Below are 12,284 nucleotides of genomic sequence, written 5' to 3' on the forward strand. Positions count from 1 at the left end.
TCGCCTGGAGGTCAACCCTGCCCTCCTTCGTCAGCTTGGTAGTTACAGCCGGGAAAACGCCAGTCCAATTTAGCATGGTTCGATCACTATGATTCTGTACGGCTTCAGAAATCGCTGAACTACACACTGGCTCGGCGATAAACTGAGATATGACGCTTGGACACTCCAGTGAAAGCCCCCTTCTCCCAATCTTCCCAACGCTCCGCCAGTTCAAGCCCTGCACATTCCGCCATGGTATCGAGTTCCTGGTGGTAGACGTAGCGAACACGACTTGGTAAGCGCTTGACCGATGTACCTGAAAACCAGAGGAGGGTTGACGTGAAGGTCTGGTTCACTGGATCATGGACATCCGCGTGAAGAAGCGTGTTCTCATGATCGACGAGAAGCGTGGTCGTTTTTTGGCCATTCACTAGTCCTTCTAACGCCGGAACACCCACCTCTACTACGACAACACCGTTATCTTCTAGCGCCTCTCGGGCAGATTTCAGACAAGAAATCTGCGCCTCGCGCGTGAATAGTAGCGTGAATGTATTATAAATACAATATACCAAATTATAACGTTGATCTGATTGAAAATCGGCAATATCTCCCTTCCAAGACTTGACCAAGTTGGTGCGCTTGGCGAGAAGTTCCAACATGCTGTCCGAATTGTCGATCCCTCCCACCCTGACGCCTAGGTCGCTCAAAGGCACCGCCACGCGCCCATCGCCAATTCCAAGTTCAAGAGCACTGCCTCCGCTGGAATATCTGCTAAGAAAGGCGGCCGTCTCGTCTGCCTCAGCAATCTTACCCCGCACGTTGGTGAAGTTTTCATAGGCCGAAGCCCAATTCTTGTCGTAGATGAACGCGTCAGACATATTCAGTTCTCCTGCAAGTTTTGACCGTCTTGCCACCAATGCTACTTCAGAAACCTAGACAGCACGATCCCACCATTTTGGTTCGAAAATGTTTCTCTGATCTCGTCTTGTGCTGACGAACTCTTCGCTGGCCGCGCGTGGGAAGGGAGCGCGAACGCACAAATGTACCGCCGCCAACGCGTGTAGAGGTCGGTTAGGCTATCAAGCATTGTTGTTACTATGGTTCGTTCCCATGTGAATTCGCAGGTCCAGCCGCAAAAGATATGCCAAGACAGAAACAGCTTTAATTCCCATGTGTTAGCTTTCGTGTCCGATCCTCCCTGTTTCGCCACTCTGCTTTTTGTCGGGTTTGCAACAACGGACAAGCCACCGAGTCCCGAGAGTTGCTGCGTCTCGGGCAAACAAGTGACGGGAAATGCAGCTGCGCAGACAGCTCATGTTGTTACGACATTTACGACTTCTTTTCTTCGCTACTACGCCCCGTACGGCACATCCGACGCCGCTGCGCACGTGCAAGCAGACGAGCTGCTTTGGCCCGGCTCCCCGGACTTTCCATCAGATCCACCGCGGAGTGAGCTTCAGTCGGGCGCAGCCCTGTTGGGGGAGAAATCATCGAAATTGTCTGTCACGAGCAATAGTTCAACCGCCGTGCCGCCGATTTCCTGACCTCAGCTGCGAATGAACCGATCTTCCATATGGTGCTGCAGCGATATGCGATCGCACGACGTGCGCAGACAACTCAGCTGCCGATTAGATGCAGACCCTTGGGCTAGCCGGCATCCACCGCATAGGAGATCTGGTCATAGCACACGAACTCAGTAACGACGAGTGGCTCGGCCCTGATGCTTGACCGCGCGTCGCCATGCGCGCCGACAAGCGCGCCAGCAAGCCGGCTCTGCCACAAAGTTGGTCTCGCCGGCGCAACATTCTGGGGCTCGTCCCACCCCCAGGCTCTGGTAGCATCCGGGGTTACCTGATCGCCGCGCATACGTCGCCCAACCATTCTCGACACTGCCTCGTGCTTGAACGCGACAGCATCCTAACCAAAAAGGCGGCGTCCTTGACCAGTGCCCAAGCAGCGAAATTGTCGGACATGAACGGAACAAGCACCCGACGACCGACGTCGTTGAACTGGCGGACCTGGCGAGAGAGTAGCCGCGACTTGGCGGTATCCGTTGCGAATGCGTCCGCCGGGTTGGTCAATGAGGGATTTAGCCAGTACCCCTGATCAGCCGTGCACCTCCCGCGACGGCCCACATGAATGAGCTCGGGGCGATCGCACGCGGACCTGCCATTCGTTTAGGCTATGTGAACCCCCACGGCGGCGAACGTCACAGCGACGATCGGAATCTCACGCGGCGCAAATCAATATTTCATGATCTCGCCAGCTGCACGATCGGTGAGGTAAAAACGTTTTAACGAGTCGGTCTTTTCGATGAGTGCTGGATCACCGTGACGTCGGCAGATCTCTTTCAACCACCCATACATATCCTGGCAGTCGACCTTGTAGAAAAAGTGAATCTTCGCCAAAAGCGCGACGATCTCCCGATAGTTTACGTCGCTGATGATTTCTGAAAATCCCAAAACAGAAGCTAACGTTTTCTTAGTCCACTCCTCGCGAGTATCAACCATTGCATCTCTTGCCAACGGACCTCCGACGTTGCGTACAACGCCTTCCGGAGCACAAGTACCCTCGATATCGAGCACCAAATGCAATCTTGGCTTTGTTGAGAAGCATCCAGCCGCGTGCGGTAGGGTCGCGTCGAGAAACCAAATCTCTCCTCGCCCCATATGGAAGATCCTATCCTCCTCCGTGTTGGCGCATCTGTCATTTGTGTCGAGGACCAGATGGAGTCTGACAAAATGGGCGTCCAATTCCAGATAATCGCGGTGAGGAATGATGCAAGCATTGTTGGAAATGCGAATGATCCGAGCGTACCGTATAGATTCAGTATCAAAGTGACCCTCCATGAGTTCGCTGAGATAGGGCAAAGACATCCCCAGAGGCGTTGCGAGCGCTGGGACATGGTGGGTGACCACCGTCTCCTCGTCCTCCTGCCCAGATCGATTTCGGAGCATGCAGAATTCCCATTGCCCGCAGGCGAAGTCCGAATATGCCGTTGAGAACTCTGAATTTGCTACAGTAGCCAGATCGTCCGCCAGCCGCCTTCGATCCAGATTGATCACGCCCAATATCCGTGTTGTCATTTCCCAGCCTCCGAATTGCTTGTTTCACTAGGTAAGGATTTTTGGGGAGGATTTCTGATGGGATAGGCGCGTTGTGCTTCGTTCCTACACTCCTCCCTAAGAAAACCATATGGCTCCTTGCGCATAGCGGGAACCAATACGGACTCCATGTCTGCCACGCTGACAAGCCTTGCATAGGTTCCACCCAGCGCGAACTCACGCATGACATTCTTCAATTCACGAACGTCGCGATCAACATCGCGCGCAAGGAATCTGTACTCCGGCGTTCCCGCCACATCACGCACATAAATCGATGATGAGGCGTTATGCGGCCCGGTTCCAAAATCAACGACACCCTCGATATCGATCGTGTTCATGTACGGCACGTGCGCCAACAGTTCGCAGCGGTGAACATGGGTAGCGACCGACGTGCCGAGGCCCATGACGAATCCTCCGAGCCGGCTGACTAGTCCAAATATCGAATCGTCACCGAAGGGACTGCGCTTCCACCAGTCTGTTTCGCATAATTCACGTGTTCTCAAGCCGGTCACGACCATCGAATAGGCGGGATGTTTGGTGCGTCCAGCGGGAAGCTCTCGCATGACGAGATCGGCTAGCACTCCTGTTTCAGACTTGGTCCTCTCCCAATGAAAGTTCCGCGCGCCACAGTAGCTCAACGTAAAAGCTGGTAGAATAACGGTCGATGACGCAGAGAGGCGCTTTATGCCATCGAGAAGAGTGCATGCCACCTGGTTCGCGGTTACGTTCCTTAACGCTACAAGTGATGAATGCAGTACAACAGTGCTCGGGGAACGAGTCTCAAGGTATTCGATAATTCGCAAGAACTCGTCTGTAAACTCCACGGCCTGTGTGCTCGCACGTTTCGCGACCGCTTGAGCTCCGCTGGAAATCGGTTGAATTCGCCTTGACCACTCCTCAAACGAAAAGTCTTGATTTTGGTAGACGTCCTCGCAGAACATGAGGCCCATCTCGGCCATTTGTATTTGTATCTCGAGGAAGTTGAGTGAATCGATGTCGCACTCACGAGCTATGAAACTAGGCAGCACCCATCGTCCTAGGATGGCGTGAACCGCTTGCAGCACGGAGTCCAGCGGTGACCCTGCCGTATATTCGGCCTGTGGCACAGCACACTTCAAATTCCGCCTGAGCGCCTCCATAGCAGTTCTCTCGAGGGCGCGTTGATCGAGCTTTCCATTGGGAGTGAAAGGAAGCTCGACAAGGGGCAAAACCAGCCTCGGCAATCGATCATCTGGCAGTGCATCAGAGAGTCGCCGGCGGATTTCATCCACGTCAGCGCTCGCAGGCGTCACGATGCAAACTAGCTCCTGGCCCGCATCGTCGTCGGTTTTTACTACGAGCAACGCCGAATCCGCACATAGGCCCATCTTGTCGATTTCGCTGATAATCTCCCCTTTCTCCAATCGGACTCCTCGAAACTTGATCTGATCATCCTTTCTTCCGACAAACTGTAAGCCGTGTTCTTCAGAAGCCACGACGTAATCACCAGTGCGATACAACACCTGTTCGCCATTGGCGGTCATGTATGGCACGAAGCGCAGGTTCGATTCGGCTTCATCAGCCACATAGGCTTCCGAGGTTTGCAGGCCTCCAACCCAGAGCTCGCCTTCCACTCCGAGCCCAACACTGGACTGGGTCTCGTCGAGAACAAAGAATTCTATATTTGGAGCTGGCTTGCCGATGAACATCGGGAGCTCCACGTCACTACGACGGCAATAGTGGTAATTAACCGACACACAGCACTCGGTAGGTCCGTAAGTATTTATTAGAGTTGCATTTGGCAGTACCGAGTAAAACCTCCGCCTAAGCGAATCTGGCAATGCTTCTCCGCCGCAGACAACATATTTTAGATCCGTTAGACGCTCTGCCAAGCGGGGAATACGTTCAAGCGTTCCAACGAATCGTCGCAATAATGTTGGAGCAGTCGGAATGGCGTTCGTCCCACTTTGAATTAGAAACTCGATTGTTTGAATGATCTGTGTTCGCAGTTCCGTGGTAGGCAACACAATTGTCCCACCTGTTGCAAAGGGAACGAAAAATTCAGGAATCGAGGCGTCGAACGTGGGCCGCGTGAGCTGCGAAATGCTGGCGTTTTCAGAGAAATCGATCATGTTGATGTACCAGTCGATCAAATTCAGAAGAGCCGGCTGGGATACCGGTACCCCCTTCGGGATTCCGGTGCTTCCAGAGGTGTGCATGATATACGCTGTGTCTGGGAATGCAGGGGTCACGTCACCACCTGTCGAAACGCCCTCAATTTGAATGGAACCATCTGAGTTGTGAGTTACTACGGCGTTGGCGCTGGTGTTGCGCAGTATCTGGCCCAACCGCCGGTCGGAGTCCGATGGATCAACGGGCACGAAGGCAACCCCTAGCATTTGGGAAGCCAGAATGACCGTGACCAAATCAACTGATCGGGGAAGTTTTATAATGACGGCGTCACCAGGGCGGATACCGACGGCCTCTAAGCGCTCGATAATCTGGAACGCAGACGTCCCCAGGTCCCGGTATGTTAGCTCGCCGTTCTCGGTACGCACGGCGGTGTTCGATGGGAAATTTTTCAAGATCTGGGCAATTAGATCGGCGATCTTGTCGTGCCCAAAACGCGAGGACCTGTGCGCCCCTGAGAGGATCGGTACTAGAGTTTGCATAATGGGAGCCTCCGTTACAGTCTTTCCGCCAACCGCCCCCTGCGATACCTAGGAATCGGCAGTCGATTCAAACACCTCGCCAGGATCAGCCTCCCTGGCACAGCCACGCCACTCGGTCGTAGGCTGCTATTTCATCGGCCACGCTAACGCGTTTCGGATCAAAGCTGAGGTAATCATTTGTAAAGACTTGTGAAAGACGCAATCTAGCAGCTCACGGGCACGAGACCGGCGACAGTACTGAATTACCAAGTCAGGCGTTCAAATAAGTTTACGCAAACTTTACGAGCCCAAATCGCTGTCAATGGTACGTTCATGTTGGTGCGCAGCGGAGAAAGCTGGCGATTGGGCCGGCGGACACACAGCACGAAACTAGGAATTAACAGCTGATGACAAGACGAGCACTCATCCTGCTTGAGGGCAATCCTAGGGGCAATGGTCTGCTGTACGTCCAAGCTGCCCAGCGTCTTGGCCTTACACCGATCACCCTGTCGGCCGACCCAGCTCAGTACGACTATGTTGCGACGCACGGGAGCAAGGCAATCCGAGTCGACACAACCAATCTCGATGCGTTGATCCGCGAATGTTCCCGGCTGCGCGCGACCTATGACATAGCTGGCATTACGGGCTTCGTGACCCCCCTTGGGGAGACGGCTTCTGCGACAATTGGCAAGCTCTGCCAGTATTTCGCACTCCCGGGGCCGAACTCAGAATCGATTGAACGATGCTGCGACAAATTCATTCAACGCCAGCTCCTCGCGGAGGCTGGCGTTCCGATGCCGGCATATCAGCTGGTGGCGAACGCCGGGGACGCAGAAAGATCAGCCGTGGAGATTGGGCTTCCGGTGATTGTTAAGCCGGCCGTAGGCGGCGGTGGCTCGGGTGTCCGATTGTGCCGCAACGTCCACGAGTTATACGAACACATGACCTATCTGTTGGGCGGGAAGCATGTATGGGAGGGTCCGCCGAGGGTTCTAGTCGAAGAATTTGCACAAGGCCCTTTTTTTTGCGCCGAGATAATGGGAAATGAGGTCATTGGGATTGATGCTGCCGACTCGGGCCCTCCCCCACATTTCGTTTTTCGTCAGTCGACTTTTCCGGCCGTGCTGAGTTCTGAACAGCATGACCGCATTATTGAGGTTTCGCTGACCTGTTTACGAGCTCTTGGGCTTGGCTGGGGGCCCACGAACATCGAACTGCGCTGGACGAAGCTTGGCCCAGTGGTCATCGAAGTCAATCCGCGTCTTGCTGGCGCGCCCAACCCTCAGCTGATTCAGCTGGCTTATGGCATCGACCTAGTCACCGAGCACATCAAGCTAGTCACCGGCGACGAATGGAATTTGCGCGCAAGGAATTCGCACACTGCGGGCGCCCGGTATCTAGTTGCCGATCGCGACGGCATCATTGATTGGATCTGTGGCGACAGCCGTGTGGCTGCCATACCAGGGGTCGCAGAAGTCAAATTGTACGTTGAACCCAAGACGCCGATCGTGAGGAACGGTGATTTCCGAGACTGCATCGGACATATAGTTGCCGTTTCGCCCAGCCTCGCTCAGACTGAGGCGATACTTCAGGATGCGGTCGACTTGATCGACTGGTCGATTACCCCGTTTTCGGCGCTTAGCGAAAAGGAACAGCTCGGCGGGGTCTCGCCTGGCGCGGGTAAATGCGACTAGTGCAATTGAACACGCGCGAGGCGGATCAGGTGCCACTACTTTAGGCGGCTATTTCAAAGAATCTTTCGTATCTGCTCCCACGCCAGAGGGCAAGCGGAGCAGCGCAGCGGTGGCCGTTGCGCAGCATTGCACCAGCTGTGCCTTGACAAAGATGGTTCGGCGGCTGATGCGGAGCGCGGCGTACAGCCGAAGATCTGGCGGCGCTCCATCCTCACAAACTACGGCGGCCTAGGGGCGGCCGATTCCCCGAACCTGCCAAAGGCGCCATCGTTCCGAAGGCCGGCACCATCGTCAAAGCCACGGACCAAAGCCCAGCCTCACGCAATCGCGTGATGCCGCATCGGTCCGCGATGAATCATTGGTTGGCCTCGAAACCGGAGGACAACCAAGATGCTTCTTGTCATCACCTCGCACAATGCCGACGAATGTCAGGCGGAACTGGATCAGGCGTTCCGTCTTCGCCACAAGGTGTTTGTCGAGGAAAAGGGGTGTGCGACACCGGCGGTTCGAGGAGCGGCAGCAGATCGCCGATGACGTGCTCACCGCCCAGCACGTCCAGTTCCCGCATAAGCGGTGGACGGCTTGCTGAACGAAATCACTAGAACGGCGCATGAAGCTTCGGCAGGTACGAAGGCGAACCGAACGGGCCCTTCCCGGCCAACCACCTCATCGGCATCCGCGGCCGCACGTCAAGCGCGATGAAGGCCGGGAACGCAGGCAGGGGTGCTCGCCATATTGCTGAGGGCGCCTTTGCTTAGCGTAGCTCGGCAAATCAGGAGGGTCGCGGCCGCGCCGCTGCAGTTCGAAGGCGATAGCTGCGCCAACCGTGCCGGCGCCGATCGCAACGATTCAGGCTTCATGAATTCCACTCCATTTCATAGCCTTCAGCCAGAGGGCCGGTTCTTTTCACCTCGGCGAAGTCGGTCTATTCCTCAGACGTCCGCGGAAGAAGCGGCTCGGGGCCGCGCGGCCAACCGACGTGCCGCCGAGTTCACTGCCGTACCTTTGCGAAATTGGCGCTCGCCAGATTGGAGATCGCCTGCAGAAGCCCTGCATCTTGTCGCGCGGACCTAATCACCGGCTCTATCGTGTTCACGAGATCGAGGCCAAGCCTTGGCCGTGCAATTGGCAGGCCCAGATCCACCACATCGCACCCCAGAGATAAAATCCGGCGTCTGGTCGTGCGCCCCATTGGTGACCTGGCTTCCTAACGCGGAGCCGATGTCGATGACGCACAGCAGGGTGGCCCTGGGCTTTCCTTGATGAGGATGCACGGCTCATCCAAACAAGGCGTCCAGCCCGACCTCGACACCGGCCTTCCATAGGTACTTGTATAGGTCGGTTTGCACACCGAGCGGCTCGAGGAGCGACCGGTAGTGGCCGATCAGTTCGGTCGGCGCGACCGTGACATTGATGGCCAGAAAGCAACATCGCACCGCAACCGAGATCGCGCGCGATGGTAGGCTCGATTCCATCCCAGGTGAAGGCCGTATTTGTCCCATATCCGACAATGTCGGCCATCGGACAGCGCCTCGACAATCGTATTCGCCGCATTGAGCGGGCTTTCACTTGGCGCGGCATTTGCAAGCCAGATTGGCAACGAGCCTGCATATCGGCTGAGGAGAAATCCTTCCAACTCAACTCGCCAACCCGCGGTGAAGTCCGGGACGGGAAGCAGAAGACCGGACCTAGAGTCAAGGAGTAGCCCATTGACCCTTCGCAGAGGACGCGAGTTTTTAGCATGAGCAGCCAGAATGGCAGAAGTCCCAAAGCTCCTCAACAAACAGCTGTCTGTGACAATACGTCCTCGCCACCGCGTGCGTGTTCAACGAAGGCGCAGCTCAGTTCGCTTCGCGTCCTAGCCCTGTTTATCGCGATGGTGTGGCGCACAGGCCCGTATCTGACCATCTCGTCATTGCTGCTGAGGCTAGTCGATGCGCTGCTTCCCGTCAGCACACTCTATGTCGGCAGTCTGATCATCGACGAAGTCGTTAAGCAAATCCCATCGGGGGCGCCCATCCTGTCCGACTTGATTCATGGCGACCGGTTGGACCGGCTTGCACTGTTGATCGCCGCCGGGTTCGGACTGGCTGTGTTTGCAGACTTAATGAGCCGCGTCGCCCGTCTCCTTGACGGTGTACTGGCGGAGCGCGTCACCACCGCATCGAGCGTGCGTCTGATGGAACATGCCGCGACACTGGATCTGAAGGATTTCGAGGACGCCGAATTTCAGGACCAGCTCGAACGTGCTCGCGCGCAGACAAGCAACTCCATGACGCTGATGTCCCTTTTTGGCCAGGCGACGGGCATGGTAAGGGTGGTTAGCTTCGCCGCGGGCCTTCTCATCATTGCTCCTTGGCTGATCGTTCTGGTGTTGGTCGCACTAGTGCCGGCACTTATCGGCGAGTTCCATTTCAATGGGAAGAGCTACTCGCTCGATTTCGGCCGCACGCCCCAACGGCGCGAACATAACTATGTACGCGAAACGGCAGCCAGAGGCGAAACGGCCAAAGAGGTCAAGATTTTCGGCTTGAGCCGCTTCCTCATCGATCGCTATGTCCAGCTTGCCAAACAGTTCTACACCGCCAACCGTAAGCTGGCGGTACGGCGTACGATCTGGAGCGGTGTGTTCACCGCCGTCGGAACCATGGCCTATTACAGCGCTTACGCTTACATCATATGGGGTACGCTGCAGGGCGACTTCACCGTTGGCGAGCTTGCGTTTCTCTCCGGTTCGCTCCTGCAACTGAGCGATCAGCTGGAATCACTGCTGTTCGGGTTCGCGATAACCGCCAACCAAGCACAGTACCTCAGGGACCTGTTCTCCTTCTTTGACTTGAAGCCTGAAATCCTGTCGCCCGAAAACGCGCTGTCCGTGCCTTGTCCAATCCGAGAAGGCTTCGTCTTCAAAAACGTGGGATTCAGATATCCGGGAGCGGAGCGCTGGGCAGTGCGCGATCTCAGCTTCACGCTGCGGGCCGGAGAGGTGTTGGCGCTTGTTGGGGAGAACGGCGCCGGCAAGACCACGCTGGTTAAGCTGCTGACGCGCCTCTACGATCCCAGCGAGGGCCGGATCCTTCTCGATGGGAAGAATTTGCGCCAGTACGATCTGGATGAACTGCGCAATTCGATCGGCGTGATCTTCCAGGATTTCGTTCGCTACAATATGACTGCGAGTGACAACATCGCGGTTGGCCGGATCAAGGCGCGCGAGGATAGAGATCGCATAGAACGCGCCGCCGAACGCAGCCAAGCCGGCCAAGTCATCGGCAGGCTGCCCGGCGGATATGACCAGATGATCGGTAAGCAGTTTGATAATGGCGTGGAGCTGTCAGGCGGCGAATGGCAGAAGATCGCCATTGCTCGTGCCTACATGCGCGGTGCCGAGCTATTGATCCTGGACGAACCGACGGCCGCACTGGATGCCCGTTCGGAATCCGAGGTGTTCCGGCGTTTCAAGGAACTGAGCAAGGGCAAGACATCGGTTCTAATTTCCCATCGCTTTTCCAGTGTGCGGATGGCCGACCGAATCCTGGTGCTGGCCGACGGGAAAGTTGAGGCGCAGGGTACACATGAGGAACTTTTGGCGCAGTCCGGTCGCTATGCCGAACTCTTCGAACTCCAGGCGGCGGGCTACCGCTAGGCGCTAATTGGCTCGTCAGGGGTGAACGGCCCTTCCAGAAGTCCAGCGTGCCTGCTTCCCCCTAGCGCATTCGGGGACGTCAGATTCTAGGGTGGATAGCGCGCTGCTGTTGACAGAATGAAGTTGTTCACCCGCCGCTCGAAAAACGCACCCGACCACGCCATCGACACAGGGTGCAATTTCGCTTTCATGGAATGCGTCGATCGCCGCACTTCTGTCTCCTCGCTGACCCGCGAGTTGCGCCCCGGCACTACTGCCCAGTTCTTGCCGAAAGCCCTATTCCTGGCTGTATTACTGGAAACAGATGGAGGCCACCATGGGAACTTCACAGAAGCGTGCCATCCAACATTACCGCTCCCGCCTTGCCCTGCGCGGCTTAGCGCGCTTCGAAGTACTCGGTCGGGACGCTGATCGCGATCTGATCCGATCGCTTGCGCGGCGCCTGTCGGAGGACACCCCCGAAGCGTCAGAGGTTCGCGCGGCCGTGAGCACGTCGATTGCTGCCGAGCCACTCAAGTCTGGCCGAATCCTCGCCGCCTTGCGGCGTTCGCCGCTGGTGGGCGCGGACCTCGATGTTTCGCGGCCCCATGAAGAAGGGCGCAACGTCGACCTGTGACGCGCTACCTCCTCGACACCAACATCATCAGCAATGTTGTCAAACCGCAGCCATCGGAATCGCTCATCGCATGGATGTCGTCACAGCGCGACGAGGATCTGTTCATCGCGTCGCTGACGCTTGCGGAGATCCGCCGCGGTATTTTGGAGAAGCCGCGAGGCAAAAAAAACGCGACGCGCTCGACAAGTGGTTCTCGGGGTCTGAAGGACCTCAGGCGCTGTTTGCGAACCGCATCCTCTCGTTCGACGACAAGGCGGCGCTGATCTGGGCGCACCTGATGGCGAAAGGGAGAGCGGTCGGCCAGCAACGCAGCGGGCTCGTTATGATGATAGCCGCTGTCGCCGGCGCGAACGAGTGCGTGGTGGTGACGGACAACGAAAAGGACTTTGCCGGACTCCAATTCGTCAACCCGATGCGCGGACCGGTGTGACGCATTTGTGGGTTAACTAATGCTCGGGAGGGCAAGATGGCCGAGACTCAGATAGAGCGCTCACTCCAAATCCGGTGTGCGCTGCTCGATTCTTCCGCTTGCGCCAGTTGCATGACTGTCGCAGGTCCGGACTACCCGTTGTGCCAGGGGTTGACTCCGATCATGCCGAAAAGCAACAGTTCGGATAT

General features: G+C 56.5%; 8 protein-coding genes and 1 pseudogene. 5 read left to right on the top strand and 4 right to left on the bottom strand.

The genetic code is table 11. The features are described 5' to 3' along the window. Positions 1-119: 119 nt before the first annotated feature. From ACWTU9_RS31550 to ACWTU9_RS31560, 3 genes are all read right to left on the bottom strand, one after another. Complete coding sequence (locus ACWTU9_RS31550) at positions 120-857, bottom strand: methyltransferase domain-containing protein (protein WP_455861730.1); 738 nt, start codon at positions 855-857, stop codon at positions 120-122. A 1,365-nt stretch (positions 858-2,222) separates the two neighbouring features. Beyond that, complete coding sequence (locus tag ACWTU9_RS31555) at positions 2,223-3,044, bottom strand: aspartyl/asparaginyl beta-hydroxylase domain-containing protein (RefSeq protein ID WP_455861731.1); 822 nt, start codon at positions 3,042-3,044, stop codon at positions 2,223-2,225. A gap of 17 nt (positions 3,045-3,061) precedes the next feature. Beyond that, the gene (locus tag ACWTU9_RS31560) at positions 3,062-5,734 is read right to left on the bottom strand and encodes an AMP-binding protein (protein WP_455861732.1); all 2,673 of its coding nucleotides are present in this window, start codon (positions 5,732-5,734) and stop codon (positions 3,062-3,064) included. Positions 5,735-6,120: 386 nt separating this feature from the next. Here ACWTU9_RS31560 and ACWTU9_RS31565 point away from each other — a divergent pair, with 386 nt between their 5' ends. Further along, a complete protein-coding gene (locus ACWTU9_RS31565; RefSeq protein WP_455861733.1) occupies positions 6,121-7,407 on the top strand; it encodes an ATP-grasp domain-containing protein in 1,287 nt (428 codons plus the stop codon). A 390-nt stretch (positions 7,408-7,797) separates the two neighbouring features. Further along, the gene (locus ACWTU9_RS31570; RefSeq protein ID WP_455861734.1) at positions 7,798-7,941 is read left to right on the top strand and encodes a hypothetical protein; all 144 of its coding nucleotides are present in this window, start codon (positions 7,798-7,800) and stop codon (positions 7,939-7,941) included. Positions 7,942-8,684: 743 nt separating this feature from the next. Here the strand turns inward: ACWTU9_RS31570 and ACWTU9_RS31575 are convergent. Continuing rightward, positions 8,685-8,882 carry a hypothetical protein gene (locus ACWTU9_RS31575; protein ID WP_455861735.1) on the bottom strand — a complete coding sequence of 66 codons (198 nt, stop codon included), beginning with the start codon at positions 8,880-8,882 and terminating at the stop codon, positions 8,685-8,687. A 266-nt stretch (positions 8,883-9,148) separates the two neighbouring features. On the opposite strand from ACWTU9_RS31575, the gene ACWTU9_RS31580 reads away from it, so the two are divergent. From ACWTU9_RS31580 to ACWTU9_RS31590, 3 genes and pseudogenes are all read left to right on the top strand, one after another. After that, positions 9,149-11,050, top strand: a complete 1,902-nt coding sequence (locus tag ACWTU9_RS31580) for an ABC transporter ATP-binding protein (RefSeq protein ID WP_455861736.1) — start codon at positions 9,149-9,151, stop codon at positions 11,048-11,050. Between the two features lie 316 nt (positions 11,051-11,366). Next, positions 11,367-11,666, top strand: coding sequence for a hypothetical protein (locus ACWTU9_RS31585; protein WP_455861737.1), 300 nt, complete (start codon positions 11,367-11,369; stop codon positions 11,664-11,666). Next, a pseudogene (locus ACWTU9_RS31590) lies at positions 11,663-12,096 on the top strand (PIN domain-containing protein). The gene ACWTU9_RS31585 and the pseudogene ACWTU9_RS31590 overlap by 4 nt, the downstream one beginning before the upstream one ends. Positions 12,097-12,284: the final 188 nt, after the last annotated feature.

It is taken from the genome of Mesorhizobium sp. 128a (assembly GCF_053848025.1).

What these genes read in the sequence shown, in the direction of transcription:
- ACWTU9_RS31585 (WP_455861737.1), top strand. Translation starts at nt 11,367, where the DNA reads ATGGGAACTTCACAGAAGCGTGCCATCCAACATTACCGCTCCCGCCTT.
- ACWTU9_RS31575 (WP_455861735.1), bottom strand. Translation starts at nt 8,882, where the DNA reads ATGGAATCGAGCCTACCATCGCGCGCGATCTCGGTTGCGGTGCGATGT.
- ACWTU9_RS31565 (WP_455861733.1), top strand. Translation starts at nt 6,121, where the DNA reads ATGACAAGACGAGCACTCATCCTGCTTGAGGGCAATCCTAGGGGCAAT.
- ACWTU9_RS31580 (WP_455861736.1), top strand. Translation starts at nt 9,149, where the DNA reads ATGAGCAGCCAGAATGGCAGAAGTCCCAAAGCTCCTCAACAAACAGCT.
- ACWTU9_RS31560 (WP_455861732.1), bottom strand. Translation starts at nt 5,734, where the DNA reads ATGCAAACTCTAGTACCGATCCTCTCAGGGGCGCACAGGTCCTCGCGT.
- ACWTU9_RS31550 (WP_455861730.1), bottom strand. Translation starts at nt 857, where the DNA reads ATGTCTGACGCGTTCATCTACGACAAGAATTGGGCTTCGGCCTATGAA.
- ACWTU9_RS31570 (WP_455861734.1), top strand. Translation starts at nt 7,798, where the DNA reads ATGCTTCTTGTCATCACCTCGCACAATGCCGACGAATGTCAGGCGGAA.